General features: G+C 26.6%; 26 protein-coding genes and 1 tRNA gene. 12 read left to right on the forward strand and 15 right to left on the reverse strand.

What is annotated here, in order from left to right:
* Nucleotides 1-10: 10 nt before the first annotated feature.
* From BHAMNSH16_RS10340 to BHAMNSH16_RS10355, 4 genes are all read right to left on the reverse strand, one after another.
* Nucleotides 11-844: a carbohydrate ABC transporter permease gene (locus tag BHAMNSH16_RS10340; RefSeq protein ID WP_008727931.1), complete on the reverse strand. Its 834-nt coding sequence runs from the start codon at nucleotides 842-844 to the stop codon at nucleotides 11-13.
* The gene (locus tag BHAMNSH16_RS10345) at nucleotides 844-1,734 is read right to left on the reverse strand and encodes a carbohydrate ABC transporter permease (protein WP_008727932.1); all 891 of its coding nucleotides are present in this window, start codon (nucleotides 1,732-1,734) and stop codon (nucleotides 844-846) included. Before BHAMNSH16_RS10345 ends, BHAMNSH16_RS10340 begins: the two co-directional genes overlap by 1 nt.
* Nucleotides 1,735-1,757: 23 nt before the next feature.
* Nucleotides 1,758-3,092 carry an ABC transporter substrate-binding protein gene (locus BHAMNSH16_RS10350; protein ID WP_008727933.1) on the reverse strand — a complete coding sequence of 445 codons (1,335 nt, stop codon included), beginning with the start codon at nucleotides 3,090-3,092 and terminating at the stop codon, nucleotides 1,758-1,760.
* A 170-nt stretch (nucleotides 3,093-3,262) separates the two neighbouring features.
* Nucleotides 3,263-3,961 (reverse strand): AraC family transcriptional regulator, encoded by a 699-nt coding sequence (locus BHAMNSH16_RS10355; RefSeq protein WP_206193848.1) that lies wholly within the window; start codon nucleotides 3,959-3,961, stop codon nucleotides 3,263-3,265.
* 176 nt (nucleotides 3,962-4,137) lie between these two features.
* Here BHAMNSH16_RS10355 and rpmB point away from each other — a divergent pair, with 176 nt between their 5' ends.
* Both rpmB and ispH read left to right on the forward strand, forming a co-directional pair.
* Complete coding sequence (gene rpmB / locus BHAMNSH16_RS10360) at nucleotides 4,138-4,329, forward strand: 50S ribosomal protein L28 (protein WP_008727936.1); 192 nt, start codon at nucleotides 4,138-4,140, stop codon at nucleotides 4,327-4,329.
* 36 nt (nucleotides 4,330-4,365) lie between these two features.
* A complete protein-coding gene (gene ispH, locus BHAMNSH16_RS10365; RefSeq protein WP_069731459.1) occupies nucleotides 4,366-6,111 on the forward strand; it encodes a 4-hydroxy-3-methylbut-2-enyl diphosphate reductase in 1,746 nt (581 codons plus the stop codon).
* Between the two features lie 73 nt (nucleotides 6,112-6,184).
* Here the strand turns inward: ispH and BHAMNSH16_RS10370 are convergent, their stop codons facing one another.
* On the reverse strand, nucleotides 6,185-6,949 hold the full coding sequence (locus BHAMNSH16_RS10370) for a DUF4912 domain-containing protein (RefSeq protein WP_008731380.1): 765 nt from the start codon (nucleotides 6,947-6,949) through the stop codon (nucleotides 6,185-6,187).
* Between the two features lie 158 nt (nucleotides 6,950-7,107).
* On the opposite strand from BHAMNSH16_RS10370, the gene BHAMNSH16_RS10375 reads away from it, so the two are divergent.
* On the forward strand, nucleotides 7,108-7,641 hold the full coding sequence (locus BHAMNSH16_RS10375) for a hypothetical protein (RefSeq protein ID WP_008731382.1): 534 nt from the start codon (nucleotides 7,108-7,110) through the stop codon (nucleotides 7,639-7,641).
* 67 nt (nucleotides 7,642-7,708) lie between these two features.
* A tRNA-Asn gene (locus BHAMNSH16_RS10380) sits at nucleotides 7,709-7,781 on the forward strand.
* 50 nt (nucleotides 7,782-7,831) lie between these two features.
* Here BHAMNSH16_RS10380 and BHAMNSH16_RS10385 read toward each other — a convergent pair.
* From BHAMNSH16_RS10385 to BHAMNSH16_RS10400, 4 genes are all read right to left on the reverse strand, one after another.
* Nucleotides 7,832-9,508: an ABC1 kinase family protein gene (locus BHAMNSH16_RS10385; protein WP_069731460.1), complete on the reverse strand. Its 1,677-nt coding sequence runs from the start codon at nucleotides 9,506-9,508 to the stop codon at nucleotides 7,832-7,834.
* 107 nt (nucleotides 9,509-9,615) lie between these two features.
* Nucleotides 9,616-9,927, reverse strand: coding sequence for a phasin family protein (locus BHAMNSH16_RS10390; protein WP_008731384.1), 312 nt, complete (start codon nucleotides 9,925-9,927; stop codon nucleotides 9,616-9,618).
* 127 nt (nucleotides 9,928-10,054) lie between these two features.
* Complete coding sequence (locus tag BHAMNSH16_RS10395; RefSeq protein ID WP_008731387.1) at nucleotides 10,055-10,270, reverse strand: hypothetical protein; 216 nt, start codon at nucleotides 10,268-10,270, stop codon at nucleotides 10,055-10,057.
* 15 nt (nucleotides 10,271-10,285) lie between these two features.
* On the reverse strand, nucleotides 10,286-11,041 hold the full coding sequence (locus BHAMNSH16_RS10400; RefSeq protein WP_069731461.1) for a TM2 domain-containing protein: 756 nt from the start codon (nucleotides 11,039-11,041) through the stop codon (nucleotides 10,286-10,288).
* Nucleotides 11,042-11,163: 122 nt separating this feature from the next.
* On the opposite strand from BHAMNSH16_RS10400, the gene BHAMNSH16_RS10405 reads away from it, so the two are divergent.
* The gene (locus BHAMNSH16_RS10405; RefSeq protein ID WP_008731394.1) at nucleotides 11,164-11,904 is read left to right on the forward strand and encodes a DNA methyltransferase; all 741 of its coding nucleotides are present in this window, start codon (nucleotides 11,164-11,166) and stop codon (nucleotides 11,902-11,904) included.
* 75 nt (nucleotides 11,905-11,979) lie between these two features.
* Here BHAMNSH16_RS10405 and flcA read toward each other — a convergent pair whose 3' ends face one another.
* From flcA to BHAMNSH16_RS10425, 4 genes are all read right to left on the reverse strand, one after another.
* On the reverse strand, nucleotides 11,980-16,008 hold the full coding sequence (gene flcA / locus BHAMNSH16_RS10410; protein ID WP_088859749.1) for a periplasmic flagellar collar protein FlcA: 4,029 nt from the start codon (nucleotides 16,006-16,008) through the stop codon (nucleotides 11,980-11,982).
* Between the two features lie 106 nt (nucleotides 16,009-16,114).
* Nucleotides 16,115-16,537: a F0F1 ATP synthase subunit delta/epsilon gene (locus tag BHAMNSH16_RS10415; protein ID WP_069725663.1), complete on the reverse strand. Its 423-nt coding sequence runs from the start codon at nucleotides 16,535-16,537 to the stop codon at nucleotides 16,115-16,117.
* 15 nt (nucleotides 16,538-16,552) lie between these two features.
* On the reverse strand, nucleotides 16,553-16,858 hold the full coding sequence (locus BHAMNSH16_RS10420) for a hypothetical protein (protein ID WP_069731856.1): 306 nt from the start codon (nucleotides 16,856-16,858) through the stop codon (nucleotides 16,553-16,555).
* 3 nt (nucleotides 16,859-16,861) lie between these two features.
* Complete coding sequence (locus BHAMNSH16_RS10425; RefSeq protein ID WP_069731857.1) at nucleotides 16,862-17,275, reverse strand: acyl-CoA thioesterase; 414 nt, start codon at nucleotides 17,273-17,275, stop codon at nucleotides 16,862-16,864.
* 186 nt (nucleotides 17,276-17,461) lie between these two features.
* On the opposite strand from BHAMNSH16_RS10425, the gene coaD reads away from it, so the two are divergent.
* The 4 genes from coaD to BHAMNSH16_RS10445 all read left to right on the forward strand — a co-directional run bounded on the left by coaD (nucleotide 17,462) and on the right by BHAMNSH16_RS10445 (nucleotide 21,004).
* Entirely contained in the window at nucleotides 17,462-17,950 is a 489-nt protein-coding gene (gene coaD, locus BHAMNSH16_RS10430; RefSeq protein ID WP_008727762.1) for a pantetheine-phosphate adenylyltransferase, read from the forward strand.
* Between the two features lie 15 nt (nucleotides 17,951-17,965).
* Nucleotides 17,966-19,276, forward strand: coding sequence for a tRNA (N6-isopentenyl adenosine(37)-C2)-methylthiotransferase MiaB (gene miaB, locus BHAMNSH16_RS10435; protein WP_039954111.1), 1,311 nt, complete (start codon nucleotides 17,966-17,968; stop codon nucleotides 19,274-19,276).
* Between the two features lie 19 nt (nucleotides 19,277-19,295).
* Complete coding sequence (locus tag BHAMNSH16_RS10440) at nucleotides 19,296-19,907, forward strand: 4'-phosphopantetheinyl transferase family protein (RefSeq protein ID WP_069731858.1); 612 nt, start codon at nucleotides 19,296-19,298, stop codon at nucleotides 19,905-19,907.
* Nucleotides 19,908-19,999: 92 nt separating this feature from the next.
* On the forward strand, nucleotides 20,000-21,004 hold the full coding sequence (locus BHAMNSH16_RS10445) for a FecR family protein (protein ID WP_008727764.1): 1,005 nt from the start codon (nucleotides 20,000-20,002) through the stop codon (nucleotides 21,002-21,004).
* Nucleotide 21,005: 1 nt separating this feature from the next.
* On the opposite strand, the gene BHAMNSH16_RS10450 is transcribed toward BHAMNSH16_RS10445, so the two are convergent.
* Nucleotides 21,006-22,469 (reverse strand): tetratricopeptide repeat protein, encoded by a 1,464-nt coding sequence (locus BHAMNSH16_RS10450; protein ID WP_069731859.1) that lies wholly within the window; start codon nucleotides 22,467-22,469, stop codon nucleotides 21,006-21,008.
* A 178-nt stretch (nucleotides 22,470-22,647) separates the two neighbouring features.
* On the opposite strand from BHAMNSH16_RS10450, the gene rplU reads away from it, so the two are divergent.
* Genes rplU through rpmA form a run of 3 tightly spaced genes read left to right on the forward strand, consistent with a single transcriptional unit; the run spans nucleotide 22,648 to nucleotide 23,559 of the window.
* The gene (gene rplU / locus BHAMNSH16_RS10455; RefSeq protein ID WP_008722750.1) at nucleotides 22,648-22,959 is read left to right on the forward strand and encodes a 50S ribosomal protein L21; all 312 of its coding nucleotides are present in this window, start codon (nucleotides 22,648-22,650) and stop codon (nucleotides 22,957-22,959) included.
* Nucleotides 22,959-23,315 carry a ribosomal-processing cysteine protease Prp gene (locus tag BHAMNSH16_RS10460; protein WP_008732719.1) on the forward strand — a complete coding sequence of 119 codons (357 nt, stop codon included), beginning with the start codon at nucleotides 22,959-22,961 and terminating at the stop codon, nucleotides 23,313-23,315. Before rplU ends, BHAMNSH16_RS10460 begins: the two co-directional genes overlap by 1 nt.
* Complete coding sequence (gene rpmA, locus BHAMNSH16_RS10465) at nucleotides 23,305-23,559, forward strand: 50S ribosomal protein L27 (RefSeq protein ID WP_008722752.1); 255 nt, start codon at nucleotides 23,305-23,307, stop codon at nucleotides 23,557-23,559. Before BHAMNSH16_RS10460 ends, rpmA begins: the two co-directional genes overlap by 11 nt.
* Nucleotides 23,560-23,804: 245 nt before the next feature.
* Here rpmA and BHAMNSH16_RS10470 read toward each other — a convergent pair whose 3' ends face one another.
* Nucleotides 23,805-24,881 carry a hypothetical protein gene (locus BHAMNSH16_RS10470; RefSeq protein WP_069731860.1) on the reverse strand — a complete coding sequence of 359 codons (1,077 nt, stop codon included), beginning with the start codon at nucleotides 24,879-24,881 and terminating at the stop codon, nucleotides 23,805-23,807.
* Nucleotides 24,882-24,944 lie beyond the last annotated feature (63 nt).

Raw genomic sequence — 24,944 nt, forward strand, 5'->3', positions numbered from 1 at the left:
TATTTGTTTTTTATTTTACTGCTCCGTCTGCCATTCCTTTTGCTATTTTCTTTTGTATAATCATAAAGAAAATAACCGAAGGTATAACAACTAAAGCAGATGCTGCCATCATATCACCCCAATTTAATATTTCCGCCCCCTGAAGTGATCTAAATTTTACAGATACAGTCATCATATCTGTGCTATTTATTAGTATTAATGCATATAGAAATTCATTCCAAGCATTTATAAAAGTATAAATAGCCGTAGCTACTATACCCGGTGCCACCAAAGGCAATACAATTTTTATAAATACTTGTAATTTATTAGCCCCATCAACTTTTGCAGCTTCTTCAATGCCAATAGGTACAGTCTTGAAAAATCCGACTAACATCCATACCGCATAAGGTACGCTAAATGACAGATATACTATAACTAGACCAATTCTAGTATTAGTTAATCCTAATTTTGCCATTACAAGAGAGTAGGGGATTGCAAGAAGTATAGGCGGAAATAAATATGTTGTAACTAATATTTTAGACATTATATTTCCTAGTTTAGGAAAGAATCTTACTATACCGTATGCTGCCATACTTGAAATAATTATTGCTATTATTGTTGTTAATAAAGCAATGATAATACTGTTTCCTATGTTTCTTGCAAAATCTAAGTCTTTGATTACATGAATAAAATTATTCAATGTAAAATTCTTTGGAATAAAATTTGTAGGATATGAAGTAAGTTCCGTATTGGTTTTTACAGAAGATATTAATATCCATAGCAAAGGGAATACAGATATTATAGATAATACTATAAGATATAAATGGCATAGAATATTTCCTATAATCTCTTTTGATTTAAACATTATTTATTCTCCTTTTCCCATTTAGCAATTATCATGAAATATACAAAGCATATAATAAGCAGGAATAATAGAAGCAAAATAGTAACAGCAGATGATTTTCCAAGCAGTTTTGTACCCCAACCCATTTTATAAGCATAAATTGGAATTGTGCTGGTTTTATTGGCAGGACCTCCTCCTGTAAGAAGATATATAATATCAAAATTATTAAATATCCATATAGTACGAAGAACTACCAATAATCCTACTACTATTTTTATATGGGGAAAAGTTATATACCAAAACTGCTGATATTTTTTAGCACCGTCTATTTGTGCAGCTTCATATTGATCCTGAGGTATAGTTTGCAATGCTGATAATATATTTACCATAATCATAGCCGATCCGAACCAAACATTTATGAAAATTAAAGTTGGAAATACCATATTGCTATCGCTTAAGAATTGAGGCAGTTCATTACTCAATCCTACTTCAACCATTAAATTAGGTAAAAATCCTGATACTCCATTTAATATCCATTTCCATGAAAGAGCTATAACTATTGAAGGAAAAGCCCATGGTATAATCATTAATGTTCTATACACATTTTGAAGATGCTTAACTCTATTTAAACATAATGCAGCTGTAAATCCTATTATTATCTGCCCCATTAAAGAAAAAGCTGTCCATAAAATAGATGTTAAAAAAGCCTTAAAAAATAAAGGATCCATTAAAACATCTATATAATTTTTCATTCCTATAAAGTCATATACAGGTCTTATTAAATGCTTTGTTGTAAAGCTATAATAAAGGCTTGAAAAAATAGGATATATTAATAAAGCTATTACGATGATCATAGCAGGAAGTACAAATATCCATCTTGCATAATCGATAGTATTCAGCCATTTTTTCATAAATGCCTCCTAGCAATAATCATTTATTGTACGCTGCTGAATAATTCATTTAATCTATCTTCAGCATCTTTAGCAGCTTGATTTATATCTTTACCATCAACAAGAATTTCTTGGAACATATCTTCAATAACACTCTGAGAAGTTAATAAACTTCCTTGAATATTAGGACCTTTTTCAAAACCTATAGATGTACCCATATCCATTGTTTTTCTTATAACTTGTTCAGCATTGGCGAATTTTTTTACTATTTCATTTTCCTGATATTTTGGATTATCTGATATTCCGGATATAGAAGGAAGCATGCCTACAGGAGTTGCTTGTAAAAATTCTATATATGTATCAGTTTCATATAATTTTTTGATAAACTCTTTACATATTTCAGGATGTTTAGAATTTGCCCAAATAACCATTGGTATATGAGCAGTTTCAGCACCATAATCTGGATCATTGGCATTTATTTTAGGAAGAGGGGCACAGTCTATTTGGTCAATTAGATGAGGAGAATTTATTTCTACTCCGCTTATTTGGAAGCCTGAATTGAAATCAAATGCTGTTTTTCCCTGATAATATAAATTTGCTTGATCTAATGTTATATAGTTAACAGAATCTTTAGGAGAGCAATTTTGATATATATCAACCCAAAATTTTATTCCGTCAATTGCAGCTTTACTTGTTAGATTTGCTTTTAGATCATCAGTTAATAAACGGTCTCCTGCACTTCTTACATAATAATTCAAAAATCTTGTTGCCATAAAATCACCTGATCCGCAAGGGAAAGAACAGCCGTATATTCCGTCTTTTGTAAGAGCTTTTGCAGCTTTGGCAAATTCTTCCCAAGTTTTAGGTACTTCTAATCCGGCATTTTTTAATAAATCTTTTCTATACCACATAACTTGAGCATGGGAGTATAATGGTATTGAATAGCATTTTCCGTCTTTTTCTCCTTCCAATAAAGATAATTTAGAAAATTTATCTCTTCCTATATCATCAATCAAATCATCAATAGGTATTATTGCACCGGCATCCATCATTTCTACAACCTGCATTGGTAAAGCTGTACTCATATCCGGAACATTACCTGAAGCTAATCCTGTTGTCCATTTTGTATAAAAATCTGCCCAAGAGAATGTTTCTATTGTGATTTTTACTTTTGGATTATCTTTCATAAATTGATCTGCAACTTTTTGTATAACATCCAATCTTTGACCTTGAGTAAATGAATGCCAGAAAGTTATTTCGCCTTCAAGTTCTCCGCTGGAAGATGCTGAAGAAGATGTTTTCTTGCCGCATCCTGTTAAACTAATTATTAATAATGATAATGCAATAAATAAAATATACAATTTGTTTTTTATACTCATAACATTCTCCTTAATTAATTTTGATTTTTTTAGATTTAAGATATTATCTTATACTTATAAGTCTATAATTTTTTTTACTGACTTCTACTAACTTAACGCTCAAAAATAGCACTACAATCTTTTTGGTTAATTAAGAATGAAATTATGAAAAATAAAATTAAAATCGATTTTTATCCATCTCTATTAACTTTACGGTATTTATTTGGGGTAACTCCAAAAGCAGATTTAAATTCTCTTATAAAATAATTCGGATCTTTATATCCTACATCATAAGCTATATCGCTGATGCTTTTATTTTCCATTAATAGAAATCTTGCTGCTGTTGTTAATCTTATTTCTTTTAAATATTCCATAGGAGGCTTACCCATCATATTTTTTTTAGCATTTTCTAAACTTAATGGATGTTCTAATTTATTATTTTCAGCTCTAATAGATAAAGAACCTATTAAAAGATTCAAATTTCCTTGTATAAAGCATTTTTTAGCAATAGTTTTTTCATGCAGCCATTTATACATTTCTCTGAAATAAACATCTTCTCCGTTATTATCCAAAATCCTAGGAATTCCATAAATTTTTCCAAGAATATCATAAACTTCAGATGAAACTAGAGTAGTGAATCTAACACTGAAAAAATCAAAAGTATCAGAAATAGATTTACAAGACATATTACAGCCCTTAGGTATATATACTATTTGATTTTCTTTAACTTTTACTGTTTCGTCATTAATATAAAATAAAGCTTCTCCTTTTACTATATATCTCAAAATATTATATGGTATTATTGATTGCGGAAACTCCCAATTTTTGCCCATAGAGTATAGATCTATGTATAAAAATGAAAATTTTATGTTATCTATTAATGACATCATAATATTACTCCGTTTATTTGTTATAACCGCATATATAATTATTATATGCATAATTCATCATTGTACAAATAAATTTTTAATAATTTTTAATAAATCATTGACTAAAATCATTTTTTAATATATAATCACTGCATTATAATTGTAAACTAAATAATATTATTTTTTTGGAGGAAAAAATGGCAAGAGTATGTGAAATATGCGGAAAAGGCAAGCAAAATGGTCATAGTGTAAGCCATTCTAATATAAAAACTAAACGCTCTTTTAATGCTAACTTACAAAATGTTAAAATAGAAGTAAATGGTTCAGTAAAAAAAGCATTAGTTTGTACTAAATGTATTAAAGGCAATAAAATTTCTAAAGCTAAATAATAATATTATTATTATTCCTTTAAAATTCTAAATACAATGAATGTAGATATAGGTAAATTTGCTGGTTTCTGTGACGGTGTGAAGTATGCTGTAGAAAATACTTTCTCTCAGGCTTCTAAAAAAAATAATGAAATATATATAGATGGACATTTAATACATAATCCTCAAACTCTTGATATGTTAGAAAACGCAGGCGTAAAAACTTATGAAGATGATGAGGATATGTCTGTTTTAGATGGAAAAACTGTTATTGTAAGGGCACATGGTATATCTCCTAAGAGAAGAGAGGCTCTTTCAAGTCATGCCAAAAAAATAGTAAATCTTACCTGTAAATATGTTGCTAAAATTCAAGGTCTTGTAAAAAAATATAGTTCTCTAGGATACAGAGTTATAGTAATAGGTAATCCTTCTCACCCTGAAATTATAGGCGTATGCGGATATGCTGATGATGTTTATGTTGTTTACAAAGATGAGGATTTAAATAAACTTCCTAATGATTCTAAAAAAGCTTTAATAGTTGCTCAAACTACTTTACAGAAAGATGTTTTTGATAAATATGTAACTCAAATACAAAATAAGTATAAAGATACTGAAATAATTATTAAAAATACTATATGTGCCGCTACTGAACAAAGACAAAATGAGGTATTAGAAATAGCAAAAAGAAATGATGTTGTACTTGTAATAGGCGGTTCTGAAAGTTCAAATACTAGAAATTTATATAATATAGCAGCAGCTATTAAGCCGGCATTTTATGTGGAATATAAAGAAGATTTGGATAAAATTGATTTATCAAACTATAAAAATATAGGTATAATGGCAGGAGCATCTACTCCTGATTGGCTTATAGAGGATATAGCACAAACTATAAAGGATAAATATGCCGGTAATTTTGTTAGGTTTATGTCAAGGATATTTGATTTTCTAAATTACGGCTATATATTCTTTTCTGTAGGTGCTTTTTTAATGTCTTATGCTATATATGATATATTATCGCAGCCTTTTCAATATCAAATAGGTATTATAATATCTTTGTACTATTTATATATGAGTTTAGAAAATGGGTATAGTAATTATACTATAAAGATAAGCGATAAAAGAAGGTATTTATTTTATCAGGAGTATAAAATATTTTTTAGATTTTTGATATTAATGAGTGCTATTCTTATGTTTTATTTTGCCTATAAAATTAATGTAGGAATATTGATGCTATCAATTCTTTCAAGTTTACTTGGAATGGGGTATAATATTAGTTTTGAAAATAAATCAAGATTTGAAAGTTCTTTTTTCTTCAGATTATTTAAAAAACTCATACCATTTAAAGCCGTAGTAATATCTGTTGCAGTTACTGTATTATTAAACGGTTCAATATTTATTATGCATAGAAATATACTGAAAGAGAAATTATTTTTATATTTATTTTCTACATTGACAGTATTTTTATTTATGTTTATAAGACAGGCTTTAATTGAAATAAAATTTTCTCAAAGTGATAAAATTGCAGGTGCTGTAACTTTGACTACATATATAGATTCTAATAAATTGGCATTTATAACAGGGATAATACCTATTGTTTTAGCTTTGTTTATGCTGGTAGGTATTATAATAGGCAAATTTCCATTAGAGATTAATAAATTGAAATATTGTATTCCAATTATATACAGTAGTATAATTTCATTTGTTGTGATGAAAAAGAAGATAATAACAAGCAGACATTTATTTTCTATATTGATAGATTCACCGCTTTATATATTATTTCTAGCGGCATTAATTAATATTTAATTTATAGAGTCCAATAATTGCAAAAACAGAAAAATTAATATTGTGATTTTATAATTAATACCGCTGATTATTCTTAATTTTTTTTCATAAAAAGTGAAGATGAAGAAGATGCTAAATGATTTCTTCTTAAATCTATAAGTTCAAATATTGTAGCAGATGATAAACTTTCTCTTAAAGCTTTAGGAGATTTTAAAAGTTTGATGATCTCTTCATTAACCATCCATTCTTCATCATAAACATTGCTCATAGAATCTCTAGGAGCATAAATCATATTACTTCTGGCTAATACTATAAATCTGTTATTTTCATCATAGTATCCAAGTTCACCTATAAAATAGGCATGAGGCATAGCCAAATTGACATATCTATCACCATAAATGTAATTAACTTCTATTTCTTTATGAATTTCTCCATTAGTAATATCATAACCAAATACATGGAATATTCTTACAGATATTCTTTTTCCTTTTAAAGAATGATAATTTATATCTTCATCAGATATGTCCCAATAGAAAAAACACCATTCAGGATCACGCATCATAAGTACTAATTTTGTTTCTTTATATCTTTCAGGCAGTTCTCTTACTATATCAACTTCATCAGGTATATATTTATCTTTTCTGGCTTCTTCTTTTATTTCTTTTATCTCTTTTTCTATTTCTTTTTCAGATTTTTTCTTTGATTGTACTTTTTTGGCAGTAGTTTTTTTTGCAGCAGCTGATTTTACAGCAGCTTTTTTTGAAGTACCGTCTGCTTTTTTTACAGCAGCTTTTTTTGGAGCAGCTGTCTTTTTAGCAGTGGTTTTTTCAGATGCTTTTTCTGTTTTTTTAGTGGCCATAAAATATCTCCATAAATTTATATTTTCCAAAAATATTATAGAACAAATACTTTTATTGTCAACAATTAAATTTAGTTTTTTACTTTTTTAGTTTTACTAGATTTTAATTATTACGATAATAATAAAATAGCATATATCTTATGAAATTGGAGAAATTAATGAAGAAAATAATCATATTCCTACTATTTATCTGTAATGCGATAGTATTTTCTCAGGAAAATTTTGTCGTACCTATAACACCTAGTAAAGATCAGGAATTAGATAAGGCGGCAGGATATTCTAGTACATTGTCTGAATTTGATGGGAGTATGAATGCTTATACAAGATTAAAGGCATATATAAATATATTAGATTCTAAAGGAATGGCGGCATTAAAACAGCATCCTTCATATCCTAAATTAGGAGATATTTATATGTATGGTGCTACATATTTGGTTAAAGAATTTAAAGAGGATAAAATCATTGAATTATATAAAAAAGCATTAGAATTGAGGGCGGATCCTAATTCTAATTATAAATTAGCTACTATTTATAAAAGAAAATTTGATGCTGCTGTGAAGAAAAATGATGCAGAAAAAGAACAGGAATATGGAAAAAATGTGTATGAATATTTAAATAAGTATATTGTTTTATCTGGAAATAATTCAAAAAAATATAAAGAAATATTAGAATATTTTAGTGCTTATAAATAAAAAAAATATGTTTTATCTATTGACATTTTTTTTGTTTATGCTATAATAGTTAAACATTAAATAACAATCCGAGATAGCTCAGTCGGTAGAGCAGGTGACTGTTAATCACCGGGTCGCAGGTTCGAGCCCTGTTCTCGGAGCATTTTTAAGCCCCTATTAAAGGGGCTTTTTTATTGTCAGTGTCTAATAATTACTTCTTCTTCACATATTTATTTATAAATCTGCTTATAATCATAATAAATCCCATTATAGCTGATAATGCAAATCCTATCATACCTATAACAGATGTTCCATGAAAAAGTGGAGGCATCTTACTTGTTATTATTAAAGCACTTGCTAATATTAAAGAAGCTAAAACTATAGAGTAGCTTAATCTATCTGCTAATCCGTCTAAAGTGGATGACAATGATTCCAGATTTTTATGCTCCATTTGAATTTTTACACTGCCTTTCTTTATAACTGATACTAAATTCTCTAAGTCTGAAGGAAATTCTTTTATTATATAACTATAATCATATAGCAGCTTTTTAATTTGTTTTAATAAATTATTAGGCTTCATTTGTTCTTTAACATATCTAAATGCAAATGGCTTAATATGTTCTATTAATTTGACATCTTTATCTAAATTTCTAGCTACTCCTTCAAGAACTATCAAAGATTTTATTAAAAGCATAATATTGCTAGGCAAAGTTAAACGAAATTCTCTTATTATACCTATAAGTTCATTGAATACATCTTCTATATTTATATTATCCAAAGGCATATCTACATATTTACTCACCAATATAAATATCGCCATATTAAATTCATCTATATTGTTTATTTCCCCATGATAGCATAAATCGAGTATTGATTTAGATAATTCCAAATAATCAGCAGAGCTTATACTCATAATCAAAGAAGAAAAAGCATCTTTAGAGTTAGGCGGAATAAATCCTATCATACCAAAATCTAAAAAACATAATACATTATTTTCTAAAGCCATTAAATTACCCGGATGCGGATCTGCATGGAAAAAGCCTAACATAAATATTTGTTCCAATACGGCATCTATACCTATAGAAACAAGTTTTTTTCTGTCATATCTAGTATCATTTTCTGCAATATCCGAGATTTTTATTCCCTCTATATATTCCATAGTTAATATATTTTTTGTACTGTATTCATTGTATATTTTTGCTATTTTTATATTTTTATTATTTTCAAAGAATCTGGCAAATTTTAAAGTATTATTTTTTTCAAAGTTAAAATCTAATTCCTGTATAAGCTGAGATTTAAATGCTGCTATCAATTTTTGAGGCTGCATTAATGCAAATTCTTCATTATATTTTTCTATTATGTTTGAAAGCCATACTATGATTTCTATATCTGTAAGTATATTTTCCTCTATATTCGGTCTTTTTACTTTTATAGCTACTTTTTCTCCGTTTTTTAATACAGCAGTATGAACCTGAGATATAGAAGCACTTGCTTTAGGAGTTAATTCAAATGATTCAAAAATATCTTCTATTTTTCCGCCAAGTTCTTCTTCTATAATACTTTTAGCAATATTTTCATCAAAAGGTTTTACATGATTTTGCAGTTTGCTCAATTCAGTTGTAATATCTTTTGGAAGTATATCATTTCTATTTGAAAGTATTTGCCCTAATTTAATAAATGTTGTACCTAACTCTTCGCAAGCCATTCTGATTCTTTCGGCTTTGCTGTATTTTCTTAAATCAATTCCTTTATATTTTATATTAATTTTATTTATTGGATTTTTTATTATTTTTAATATCGGAGTTATAGATATAATATCTCTAAATCCGTATGCTATTATTATTGATATAATTTCTCTAGCTCTGTTTATAGATTTTATGTTATTCATATTACTTAATCACCCAAACTTTAATAAACTCATCATTTTTATAAAATAAGGAGTTTTAATTATTTTTTATAAATAAAAAAACTCCTTATAATTATCAAAAATTAGATTTATTGTTCATCTTTTTTAATAGACTGTTTTAATTCATCTAGTTCTTTTCTCATAGCATCATATTCTTCTTTTTTTACATATCCCATTTTGTCAATAGCTTTTTTCACTCTTTCATCTATAAATTGTGAAATATCTTCTTTAGTTTCATTGGCTTTATTAACCATTTCTTTTACAAACTTTTCTCCTTCTTCAGCACTGACATTCTTATCTTTAATAAACTCGCGTGCTGCTTCTTCCAATTTTTCTTTTCCTTTAAGCATCATACCAATGCTTGAATAAAATCCTGATTTGATATCATCTGATAATGACATAGTAAATCCTCCTATTTGTTATATATTAATTAATTTTTTATCATTGAAAAATAAAAAGTCAATATAAAAAAATATGCTTTTATAGTATAAAAACCCTTTATATATTGTTTAATAAAAATTTTTATTATTATTTTTTATCTATAGCATCAAAATAGCATGCCATAAAATCTCCTTCACCATTTTCAAAGTCATAAACCATATCAGAAACTTTTTTATTAAGTTCTTTTATCATAATATATGCTATTTCCTGTGCTTTGCTTTCAGTTATATCACTATTATTTTTCTGAATATTTTTAATAACTTTATTTATATTAACTCTTTTATATACGCCGTCGCTATCCACTTTATTATCTCCTTATTAAACATAACCGTCTTTTTTTAATTCTGCTTTAAGTACATCTATATCGCTTGTTATATCCATAATATCATCTTTTTGTATATTTTCTAATACCTTATTTAAATATATTATTACTGATTCTATAGATTCTGTTATATTAGCTTTAATATTATTTAAATCCGATGTATTTGATAATGATAAATCTATATATGAATTAATAAGTTTTAATGTTGTAGGTATATTGTATTGAAGCATTCTATCAAGCTCTTTTATAGATCTTTCATTTTTTTTACAGCTGCATGATTTATCAATAATGCTTTTAAACAATTGATTTAAATGTTTAACTTTAGATGAAAAATTATAGTCTTTTATAGAGATTGATGCATCATTAATTAGTTTATGATATTCTAATGCTTTATTAATAATAATATTTTCTTCTGTATTTTCTTGATTATCATGATTTTCCTCTTCATCATTAACATAAGTATATTCAGCATCTATAGCATCATCAAATTTATTTCTATGATTTTCATTATTATTTTCATAATCTATAATTTCCATATATTTTTTATTATATGTGATATTAAAGTCTTCTTCACTCATAAATATAAATCTTACTAAATCTATAATGCAAAGCAAATATGGTATGCCTGTCCAACAGAATAGAACATACAATATACCTCTTTTAGTTTGACCTAAATAGAATTTTTGTATTCCTATTCCTCCGAATATTAGAGAAAGAGCAGAACATATTATAGCTTTAATTCTTTTTTTCATTTATAATAACCAAATAATATTTACTGTTATATAATATCAAAGTATTTATTTTTAACAAGCAATTTTTTATTCATTACTTGTTATAAATATTAATAATTTATTATTTATAAAGCGAATAAAACATGAAAAAAAAGTTAGAATTACAAACTACCACTTTATGGGATTATCCTTCTCAGCAGTATTTAAAAAGTGAAGAAGAAAAACATAAACATTATATAGGAGCAACACCTTCATATATAATTTGGAATCTTCTAAACAGATATACAAAAGAAAAAGATTTAGTTGTTGATCCTATGGCAGGAAGCGGTACTACGGTTGATGTAGCAAGAGAACTAGGAAGGAGGGCTTTAGGATATGATATAAATCCGAAAGCCTTACAGAGAAAAGATATTTTTAAAGCTGATGCCAGAAAAATACCAATAGAAGATGAAAAGGCTGATTTTGTGTTTATAGATCCGCCTTACAGTACACATATCAATTATTCTGATGAAAAGAACTGTATCGGAAAATTAACAGCAAGAGAAAATGAATATTATGAAGCTATGGAAAAAGTTATAAATGAAATATTCAGAATAATGAAAAAAGATAGGTATATGGCTTTATATGTATCGGATTCTTATGAAAAGGGATTTCCTTTTATGCCTATTGGCTTTAAACTTTTTGAAATTATGAATAAGTATTTTATGCCCATAGATATTATATCAGTTGTTCGTCATAATAAAACTCTTAATAAAGGTAATTATCATATAGCAGCCGCTGAAAATAATTTTTACTTGAGAGGATTTAATTATCTATTTATAATGTATAAAAAAGGAAATAAAACTATAGATATAAATGGAAAGGTTCATCTTAGAAATTTATAATATTATTTAAATTTTTTGCTAAAGAATAATAAAAAAGCAGAGACTTTCAAATCTCTGCTTTTGATTAATATTTATTTATCTGACATAATACATATCTTTTGGTATATAATCATCTATAACAGCTGTCTGCTTCAAATTTCTTTTTCCTTGTACCGCCATTATATTATAAGCAGCTGCTCCTATATTTTGATTATCAACAAGTATGGTTCTTTTTTCTATTCTTTCTAAATCTATATTTGAAGTTCTTATCTGATCAAAATATTCGCTTGCTAATACAAAATATTTAAATGCTTCCTGTTCATTAACAATAGTATTTGTAATATTAGCGTTGTAAGCATAAGAAACACCTATATTATTGTAAAGGCTTGCTAAATAACTTACAAGTATAAAATCGCTTTCCGTACGCATTTCCAATCTTCCTAATCTGTCTCTCTTAGATAATACCTGACTTAAAGCGTTTCTGTAGAATCCGTTAGCCAAATTAGCTTTATCCAAATGTAAAAGCGAATTACCTAAAGCATAAGAAACAACACTGTTGCTAGGATTTTTTTGGAATAATGCATTGAATCCTTCAAATGCTCTGTCATATTCTTCATCTGAATAATATATCCAAGATAAATTATATAAAAGTTTATCATTTCTAAGATTAGGTGCTAAATTATCATAAGCTGTTTGATAATGCTGTTTTGCCTTTTCATAATCTTTTTCCCTATAGAAATAAACATTAGCCAAATTATAATTAGCATCAGGATATACTGAATTGATTGCTAAAGCTTCATTAAAGTTTTTAACTGCATTTCCATATTCGCCTAAATTATAATATATTTGACCTAACATATTATATACATATTCTTTTCCTTTATAGAAAGGATTAGATTCATATAGAGGCAAAGCTGCTGTATTAAGTATTTCCATAGCTCTGTCATAATGTTTTAATCTTGTTTCATAATCTGCATAACCTACTATAGATTCTAAATTATTAGGATATGCTTCTAATAGACTTTCAAACAGTACTCTTGAGCCATAAAAATCATCTTTATCAAGTAAATATTGGGCTAATTTAGGATAAACCTCATCATCAATATAATCTTTTTTCAATAAGTTTATATGATTTTGAAGTGCTTTTACCTGCTCATAGTTATCCTGATAAATTTTTATAAGCATAGCTCTTTTTCTAGGAATGACACCGTCTCCAAAGAAATTAACCATATCTCTATAATTGTTATAAGCTATATCATAATAATTAGGTTCTAATAAATTTTTAGCTCGGCTTATCATAAGCAGACCGCGTTCATCATATATAGTTTCTTTTTCCTTTTTCTTTTCAGTATAAACTAACATATCATTATACAATTCTTCGCCTAATGTGTAGTCTTCTAATGATAATTCTTTTTCGCCTTTCTTTCTATAATAGTAGCCAAAAGTTATTCTAGTTTCAAAATCTCTAGGCTTAATATCTAAAGCACCCTGTATTTTTTTAAGAGCATCATTGAAAGTTTCTCTGTCAATATAAGCTCTTGCATATTTATTATACCATTTTATCTGTTTTGGTTTTAATCTTTCACCTTCAGCAAAGTTTCTCTCAGCATCATCATAAGCTCCGTTTGATATGCTTAATAAACCTTGATTATAGTATTTATTTGCCATTACAGGTTTATAAATAAATTGGAAAGATAAAATCACTAAAGCTACAAATAATATTAAAAATACAGCTGCAACTCTTATTATTTTAGCATAGTCTTTTAATGAATTAGGTATAGGTATAAGTTCTAATACATTTTTATTACCTTCTTCTTTAAGACTTAAACCTAATTTTTTATTTAATAATTCTGTAATGTTTTCATTAGACTCTCCTCTTTCTAAGGCATTAAGTAAGGATTCCATAGAGATTCTGTCTAATTTCTCATTAAGTATAGCATCTAAAACATGATATTGCGTAATAGGAGAAAGATGTTTTATTGCATTAATAACTTTATCAGTATCAACATCTTTATCTACATCTTCATATTTAGAAGCTGGAAGATTATTCACTGTATCAGGAGATGGAAGAGTAGTGCCTCCTGCTATTATATTATTAGAAATACTTTTATTTTCTTCTTTATCGTCGTCTATATCTATGTTATCGTCCAGATCAAGATCATCTTTAACTTCATCTTTAGGTGATTGTTCATATTCTTCCATAGCATCATCTAAAGATAAATCGTCCAAATCTATATCATCTTGAGGCTCTTCTTTAGTGTCATCTTTAACCTCATCTTTAGGTTCTTCATCATCATCTTGAGTAAGGCTGTCTAAAGATAAATCGTCCAAATCTGTATCGTCTTTAGGCTCTTCTTCAGTTTTTTCATCTTTAGTGTCTTCTTTAACCTCATCTTTAGGTTCTTCATCATCATCTTGAGTTAGGCTGTCTAAAGATAAATCGTCCAAATCTGTATTGTCTTTAGGCTCTTCTTCAGTTTTTTCATCTTTAGTGTCTTCTTTAGCCTCATCTTTAGGTTCTTCATCAACATCTTGAGTAAGGCTGTCTAAAGATAAATCGTCCAAATCTGTATCGTCTTTAGGCTCTTCTTCAGTTTTTTCATCTTTAGTGTCTTCTTTAGCCTCATCTTTAGGTTCTTCATCAACATCTTGAGTAAGGCTGTCTAAAGATAAATCGTCCAAATCTGTATCGTCTTTAGGCTCTTCTTCAGTTTTTTCATCTTTAGTGTCTTCTTTAACCTCATCTTTAGGTTCTTCATCAACATCTTGAGTTAGGCTGTCTAAAGATAAATCGTCCAAATCTGTATCGTCTTTAGGCTCTTCTTCAGTTTTTTCATCTTTAGTATCTTCTTTAGCCTCATCTTTAGGTTCTTCATCATCATCTTGAGTTAGGCTGTCTAAAGATAAATCATCCAAATCTGTATTGTCTTGAGGCTCTTCTTCTTTATTTTCCTCATCTAATTTATCATCAGATAAAATATCATCTAAATTTGGATCTTCATTTTCTAATATATCATCTAAGCTATCAGATATATTATCAATGTCTAAATCATTTATATTTGATTTTTGATTATCATCAGGTTCTGCATTATTTAATTCATTGTATTCATCTTCTTTAGCTTCATCTATACTAGGCAGACTATCAGGCAAAGGCAAATCATCTAATACAGGCAATTTTTCTGAATGAATATCACTTTTTTCTGAATTATCATTGCTAATATCCATTGCTATTTTATCTTCCAATTCTTTATCTTCAGGAAGATCCAAGCCGTCAATATCATCAGTTACTTTATCATTATCTAAATCTTCAGGTAATCCTAAATCATCTATATCATCAGATACTTTATCATCGCCTAAATCTTCAGGTAATCCTAAATCGTCTATGTCATCAGATACTTTATCATCATTGTCTAAATCTTCAGGAAGATCTAAATTATCTATATCAGCAGATACTTTATCATCGCCTAAATCTTCAGGAAGATCTAAATTATCTATATCAGCAGATACTTTATCATCATTATCTAAGTCTTCAGGAAGATCTAAATTATCTATATCAGCAGATACTTTATCATCATTATCTAAGTCTTCAGGAAGATCTAAATTATCTATATCAGCAGATACTTTATCATCATTGTCTAAATCTTCAGGAAGATCTAAATTATCTATATCAGCAGATACTTTATCATCATTGTCTAAATCTTCAGGCAATTTTAAATCATCTATATCAGCAGATACTTTATCATCATTATCTAAGTCTTCAGGCAATTTTAAATCATCTATGTCAGCGGATACTTTATCATCATTGTCTAAATCTTCAGGCAATTTTAAATCATCTATATCAGCAGATACTTTATCATCATCTAAATCTTCAGGCAATTTTAAATCATCTATGTCAGCGGATACTTTATCATCATTATCTAAGTCTTCAGGAAGATCTAAATTATCTAAATCATCAATAGAAGGCAAACCATTATCCTCTAACGGCATAGAACTAGCCATATGTTCGTCTGTAAAAACTGACTTAAAACTGTCATAGTCGCTTTTTGATATTTCTTTTGGTAATGCTTTATTTCCTATTAAAAAAGCAATACTTCCTAATCTTTCTAAATCTTCTATTTTAGGCATATTCAATCATCTAATATAAATTTTTTAGTTAACATATTATATTATAATTAAGCTATAAAAATATGTCAACTAAATTATCGGATAATACTAAAATTACAATAGCATATTATTTAGAAGAAATTTCTATTTGTTTATTAAGTTTGGCTATTTTTTCATTGTTTCTTCTTGCTTCTTCAGGATTTATAACCATTTGACTAGATAATTTATTTATTTCATCTTTCAATATAGCAGCATCTATATCTTTCGGATATAAAGCAGTTTCTACTAATATTCCTATAACATTGTTTGTAACTTCAGCTATACCATCTTCTACATACATATTTATAAGTTTATTATCTTCGTTATATATTTTGAGTTCGCCGTAACCTATTCTTACTATATACGGACAATGATCTAAATGTATTGAAACATATCCGTCATGCGAAGGTATCTCTACATGATCTATTTTTATGGATCTCAATATAGGTCCGATTCTAGTAATTACAGAGCAAGTTAAAGCCTTTTTATTTTTTTTTGCTGCAGTAGCCATATAAAACCCTCAAAATTAAATTATATTTTTATATTTTAAAACAAAAATTATAAATATCAATGAAATTATAAATAAAATTAATAGTATTAGTGAAATAAAGAATAAAAATCTTACAACTATTTTTAAAGAATTTATTTCTGAATATATATATTGAAATTCTTTTCTAGTTTTAGATTCTACTTTTTCTATTATTTCCTTTTCTTTTTCATCTAATTTATTATATAGTTTTTTTGTTCTGCTTTCCATAGTTGTTGTTTTTACCAAATCCCCAACCATATTAGCAGAAGATAAAACAGTTAATATAACATTAAGCCAACTCATATATTATTTACCTTTGGACATTATACTGTATAGATATTCATCTGGTTTTACTATTTGTCCTTTTCTATTAACAAAAGGGTGAAGCGTATAACCTGTACTATATAATATTTTTTCATTTTCTTTGCTTCTTATCTCATATTTTAGTTTTAATGATACATTTTTCAGCTTTTCAACACTAGTATAAACTACTATAACTTCATCATATCTTATAGAAATTTTATAATCTACAAAAGCCTCTTTTACAGGAAGCATTATATCATATTTTTCTTCCATATCTTTATATGAAATGCCTAACTCTCTTAAAAGCTCCGTTCTTCCTATCTCAAAATATCTTAAATAATTTGAATGGTAAACCACACCCATTTGATCAGTATCTGCATATATCACTCTTATTTCTGTTTTATTAACATGAGCCATAAATAACTCCTAATGAATATTTATTCTTTAAATTATAACATATAATATAAAAAATATTTATTTTTTTTATATTTTTTATTTAAAACAGAAAAACATTATGTTTGTATATATTAAATTTTTGAAGTATTGAAATAAATGTTATTTTTTATATTGATATTATATTAATTTTGTATATACTTTATCATTATGAAAAATGGAAAAGTAATATTTCCGGGTACTTTTGACCCTTTTACATTAGGACATCTCGATGTTCTTTACAGACTTGCTGATATATTTAACAAAGTTTATATATCTGTAGCACTTAATTTGGAAAAATCTCCTACTTTTACCATAGAAGAAAGGAAAAATATGATTAAAAAGGTAATAGGGGATAATGATACTATAGAAATTGTATCTGTATCTGGGCTTGTTACCGAATATATGAAGCAGAATGATATAAAAGTATTGGCTAGAGGTATCAGAGACAGTGAAGATTTATACTATGAATTAAGAATGTCCAGAATGAATAAATTATTATATCCAGAGATGGATACTATATTTTTACATACATCAGAACATTATGCTTATGTAAGTTCTTCTTTAATAAAGGAAATACTTAAATTTAATGGACCTATAGACGGATTAGTGCCGGAAATACTAGTTGAAGATATAAGATCCAAATTCATAAAAAAATAATAAAAAGATTAGAACATGAAGAATTTTTACCTAGAAAATTACGGATGCCAAATGAATAAGGCGGATTCAAATAGTTTAATAAATTCGCTTATGCAGGAAGGCTTTGTACAGACAGAAAATTATGAAAATGCTGATAATATTATAATAAATACATGCAGTGTGAGAGCACATGCTGAAGAAAGAGTATTTTCAAGAGTTAAACTATTCAATGCAAATAGAAAGAAAAATAAAAAAGACAGTAAAATAATAATTATGGGATGTATGGCTCAAACTTCAAAAGAGCATCTTGAAAATCTTGGTGCTGATAAGATATTTGATGTATACAATGAGGTTAATATTATAGATTATCTTAAAGATGAAGAAGTTTTTGTAAGAAAATTTAATGATAATTATATATTTAATAAATCTTATGTAGATGAAGATAAGCCGCATAAAGCATTTATACCTATATCGCATGGCTGCAATAATTGGTGTACTTACTGTATAGTTCCGCATACAAGGGGTAAAATGGTAAGCAGAAAGTCAGGTGAAATTGCAGAAGAATTGAAAAGATTAATAGATGACGGAGCTAAAGAGATAACTCTTTTAGGGCAGAATGTTAATTCTTATGGGCTTGATATTGATAATGAGATTAATTTTACAGAATTATTATACAAATTAGACAAAATTATTGATGAAAAAGCTAAAGATAAAGTTTGGATAAGATTTTTAACTTCTCACCCTAAAGATTTTGATAAAGATTTGGCTGATGCTATATGGAATCTAAATAGTTTATGCAAACATATACATCTTCCTTTTCAAAGCGGCTCGGACAGAATATTAAATCTTATGAATAGAAAATATACAAAAGAAGAATATGTAAAAAAAGTATCATATTTGAGAGATTATGCAGAAGATTTTCCTATTTCTACTGATGTAATAGTAGGTTATGCCGATGAGACAGAAGATGAGTATCAAGAAACATTAAATTTACTTGAAAGTATAGGTTTTGAGGAGGCTTACCTGTATAAATATTCAGAAAGGGAAGGTTCTATTGCCTATAAAAAAAATGTACAGTATGATAAAGCAGCAGGTGCTAGAAGACTTACTAATCTTGTAAATTATCAAAGAGAATTGGCTCAGAAATTATTGGCTAATCAGGTTGGTAAAAAAACATCTGTGATGATAGATGATATAGCAAAAGATAATATGCACTATTTATGCCGAAGTAAAGAAAACAGGATAATACTTGTAAAAAAAGATAAAGAACTTAATATGGGCGATATTTTTAATGCTGAAGTTACAGAGATAAAAAGCCATACATTGATAGGCAGCTTCATTGATTAATTCATAAAAAGGTTAATTTATGACTTATTTAGAGTACAGTTTCAATGATAATAAAAATAGGGCAGAGGCAAGAAAAACATTAGAAAATTTGATTCTTTCTATGTCTGAAAATCATTATAATAAAAATAATTTAGTTATAGAAAGAGAAGAAAACAAAAAACCTTATTTTAAAAATGAAAATAGTCTGTATTTTAATGGTACTCATACTTCGGATTTATTTGCCGCTGTTATGAGTAATGAATATAATGTTGGGATAGATGCCGAAAATATAAGGGATAGGGATTATTTTGCTATTGCAGAAGAATATTTTTATAAAAGTGAAATTGAATATCTTAAAAATACACATAAATTAGAGATAGATTTTTTTACTATATGGACAATTAAAGAAGCGTATGTAAAAATGCTTGGAAAAACTATTTTTGATATAAAAAATTCTATAGAGGTAGATTTGCTTGAGAGAGAAGTGAGAAATGCTGATAATTTATTTTTTGCTTCTTTTATACTTGATGACTCATATATAATAAGTGTATGTTTTGATACAAAAAATGATGTTGATTTGAATATTCAGGATTTTAATTTAAATATGTTATTTGCTTATCCTACATTGCCAAATATTAATATAAATATGTAATTTTGAATTTTATGACTATTGACTTTTTTTATTCTAAATTATACACTTATAGTACTTAGTGATGTTATTTATTAAAACTAAGGAGTATATTTATGCTTAATAGAATATTTATATTAGCAATATTATTTGCTTTTTCATTAGGCAATATTTTATTATCACAGGATATCTCTTTTAAAGTTACAGGTATATCCGGCATAGCCTTCATAGAAAAACCAGATATAAATAAATCATTGAGGGCTTTCAGAGGAAGTGAAGTACATAGTGAATATAGATTGAGAACATCAGCTGATACTCAAGTTGAGCTTACTTTAAGCAGAAGGGGAGATAAAATAGGTTCTATTGTAGTTCCTCAAAATACAATAATTCTTGTTAATAAACCTATTTCAAAAGATGATAATAGGGTTTCTTTGTCTCTTCTGGAAGGTTATATTAAAGTTAATATAAATAAAAATGCCGGAGCTTTAGTTGAAGTACATACGGCAACTACTAGTTCTGTGGTAAGGGGTACAAGTTTCGAGGTTGCTTTTGCAGAAGATGGTTCTACTATAGTTGTTCTTGATGAAGGTGCTATTGATGTTGTTACTGACAATGATAAAGAAGTTCTCAATCCTAAGAAGGCTTATGTAAATACAATAGATGATAAATCTAAAGTTGTAAGTCAAAGTTCTGACAGTGATCCTATAGTATTTTTGAATAGGGGAGAGGAGGCATCAAGAGAGGATTATATGTATACTATAGAAAATTTGATGTCTGCTATGGAAAATATACCATATAAAAATAATAATAATAACGATAATTTTTCTTCATTAGTGAATGTAGAAGAAGGTGAAAATAAAATTAATGATATTGAAATGAAGCATTATAGAATGATAGCTGCAAATGAGGGATATTATAATACAATAATAAAATTAATAAATTTATATCCTGATAAAAAAAATGAGATGGTGCAATATGCTAGAAAATCATTAGCATTGTATGCAGCAAATCAAAGAGCTATTAATAAAATGGGTTCTTCTATAATAAGAACGAGAGAAAAATTTGATAGGATAAAAAAGAAATTTAATGACAGAATGATGAGTACTGCAGCATCCAAATAATTTATAAATCAAATATGTTTTTTATATCTGAATTTTTTCTTAATTTTGATATATAGAAATTTCTTTCATATTCGGCAAGAAGTATTTTAGCCCTCTTTATAAATTCATTTTCATCATAAACAATCAAATCTATATAAATATTATATACTCCCATAGCTCCGCCAAGTACAATTCCTATATCAGCTTCTTTATCCCCGCTGGCAAGAACTTCCTTTTCCAATCTTTCCTGTATTTCATATCTTTCATTTAATATTTCTTTTCTTGATTCCTCATCATCATTTCTGTAATCATAAGTATAATATAAAAATATTGCCCTAGCTCCGCATTTAGAAATTTCTATTATATCATCTGTATTTTCATTGTAATAATCATTTACTGTTTCATAATATGATGTAGTTCCTGCTATTATATCGTATCTTAATGCATTGGATTGTCTAGGTTCTGAAGTGTATGCTAGGTATTGATTTATTGGATTAGTAATGATTTTTTTTCTATGGAAAGATAATGTTTTTTTTATGTATTTTTCTAATTCTACAAGAGAAAGCATATTATTTAATTTTCTATTACTTATATCAGCATATCTTATATATACCCTTGACAAACCTTCTCCTATAGAATTTTCCATAATGAGGAAAAATATATTATATGCTTCTTCTTTATCAAAATCATTTAAATCTTTATTATAGAATACTAAATCAAATTTATCATTTTCATCATCGAATTCTATTTTGACAAAAACATCCTGCGTTTCTATTCTTTTATTATGTATTTCAATACTAAAGTTTACACCATTAGAACTAGGTATAAAAGGCATAAAAGTCCATTTTTCTTTTAACTTTTCCGGCATATCAGATATTATTCTTGGAGTTAGATAAAACAGATAATTTTTTCCGTCTATATTAAAAGTGAAATTATAATTCCTGCCTATATTGAAAGCTAAATTATCAGATATTATCTTTACGCCATTAGATAGAAAATGAACTATATCTTTGTTTTTATTTTTGATTATATTATCAATTTCTGCTTCATTATCTTCAAACCATTTCCAAAATGATTTTACTCTTTGAGCAAAACTTAATCCGTCATCTTCAAAGCATAAAGAATATAAATTTTTTATATTCTTTGATATATCTTCAAAATTTTCTATATTTTTTTTGTCATAATTTTCAAATAATTCTATAGCCTTGCTGAAATATTGCTTGGCAGTATCTTTCTCATTTTTATGATAATAAGCATACCCTGTTCTGTAATACCATACAGGATCAAATAATCCTTCTTCTCTTATATACATAAGATTATCCAATGCTTCATCATAATTCTGCACATTATTTAAAGCTCTGGCAAATAATAGAATTATTTCATAATCTCTTTTATCTTCTTCTATAGAATAAATAATTTCTATAATTTTCTGATGCTTATCCTGATTATGCAGTTCTTTAATTTTTTCTAAAATTTTTTTATTCATTGAGCTATATATTACAATATTTTTATAAAAAAATCTATTTATTTAAAACATTAATTTATTTTTTACTCATTGATAGTTTTTTATTTTTATGCTTGACAAAATTAATTTAATATAGTAATATATAGTACTCATAGTATTGTATAAAATAAAAATATATATAAATTGGAGATAAGCAATAATGTATGCAATCGTAGAAGTAAAAGGTAAGCAATACAAGGTGGAAAAAGGTCAGGATATTTTAGTGGAATATCTAGGCGATGATGCTAAAGAAGCTCCTGAAATTAAAACTCTTCTTCTTAAAAAAGATGATGAAAGTGTTTTAGTAGGTACACCTTATGTTGACGGCGTTAAAGTAAGTTCTAAAATAGTAGAAATGATGAAAGGCGATAAAGTAGTTATTGGTAAACATAAAAGAAGAAAAGACTATAGAAGAAAAACAGGTCATAGACATAAATATCATAAAATAACTATTGAAGATATAGCTGTTTAATGGCTTCATCTGTTAATGTAGTATATAATATAGAATCTATTATACAAAGCATAACAGTTGAAGGGCATGCCGGTATTAAAAAATCTGGTGAAGGTTATGAAGTTTGTATAGCTTTGAGTACATTAACACAGGCTATGTATAGAGCTTTATTATCTATAGTAGGAAATAAGTTTTTAAAGTACAAAATAAATGATGGATTTTTGAGTTTAGAACTTGTTAATTTTGATAAACTTGAGAATAATAAAAAAATAGAGTATAAAATAGTTAGTAATGGATATTTGATAGGTATAAAATCTTTAATTAAAGAGTATCCTGATTTTATAAAATATAAAGAGGAGTATAAAAATGGCACATAAAAAAGGTGGCGGAAGTTCTAAAAACGGACGCGATAGTCAATCTAAACGTTTAGGTGTTAAAGTTTACGGCGGTCAGAAAGTTATATCAGGCAATATTATAGTTAGACAACGCGGTACTCAATTCCATGCTGGAAGAAATGTTGATATAGGTCGCGATCATACTATATTTGCTACTGCTTCTGGTTATGTTAAGTTCCATACTAATAAATTCGGAAAGAAAACTATTTCTGTTGTAGCTGAATAATAAATTAATTGTTTAAAATATTGTATCTCAGCTGATAATTAATAATTAGCTGAGATATTTTTGTTTCTTTTACTTCTTTATTTGACATAATGAAAATTATTTAGTTATTGTGAATCTCGTCATATACATATAATTTTTATATTTAAATGTTTTTATTTTTTATTGCAGTTTCAAAAAATTAATGTTTATATTTTCTATATAGTGATAACTTTATCAAAAAACAGAATAATCTTAGAAAGATAAAATTAATCAAATAAATAAGCCAAATAATGCTCTTTATTTATATAGTCTTTTATATCACTTAATTTAATGAATATTTTTTTATATTCGTTATCAGACATTACTACAATACCAATATCTGTTATAAGAAATAATAAATCATCATTATAAAAATTGTCAGGTGCATCATATTTTTTTAATAACTCTTTAGTATTATTTACTAAATCTTTAAAATAAGAACTTATTAATTGCTGATTATTCAAATTATAAATAAGAGAAATATTATTAATTATGAGTTTTTTATTTTCTTTTATTTGAGTAATTCTTTTATATATACAAATAGTTTTTTCATCAAAGTATAATATATTAAAAGCATATAAATCTTTAATTTTTACAAAATATTGTTTTAGTTCATAAGTAGAGAATTGTTTGAGAAGTGAACTAACTTCATCTGAAAGCTCTTTTTCTTTTTCACATTTAAAATCTTCTGAAAAACTATGTTCTCCGTTAATATCAAAATTTATTTTTTCTTTATTATCTATAAATGCATAATAAAAATTAAATAAATGATTAAGAATTGTTACAGTTATTCCTATACTATAAGTTTTTAAATATTTAAATCCGCATATATGGAAATTTTTTATATTTATTTGAGGTTGATTAATTATTTCAAAAACACCTTCTATTATTTTACCATTAATATTAATAACATATTCAATTTTTGAAAGATTAGTATTTTTTAAATTTATTTCTGCAATATTTTTTCTGTTTAAAGTTATGAAGTCTTCACTATCATAGTCAAAAACTTCAATCTTTTTACTGTTTCCTGCAATCTCATAAATTCCAAATAAATCTGCATTATTTATAAATATTTTACCCGTATACAAATAATGAATACTATCATCAATATTTTCAAATCTATTGCAGTAAATATATACATTATTAATATTATCTTTAAGTATAAAAAAAGTTATATCTTTTACATAAAAATAAGGACGGTATTTATTTCTCATTAAAAGTTTAAAAATAATAACTAAAACAATAATAGAAATAACCAAAACAAAATATTCGTTATGGAAAATACTATATAATAATTCTTTCATAATCTTTATTTAACTCCAAAATTATTTTACATTTATAATTTAATAGTCAATTCAAATTTGAAA

The organism is Brachyspira hampsonii (genome assembly GCF_002214805.1).
Classification (GTDB): domain Bacteria; phylum Spirochaetota; class Brachyspiria; order Brachyspirales; family Brachyspiraceae; genus Brachyspira; species Brachyspira hampsonii.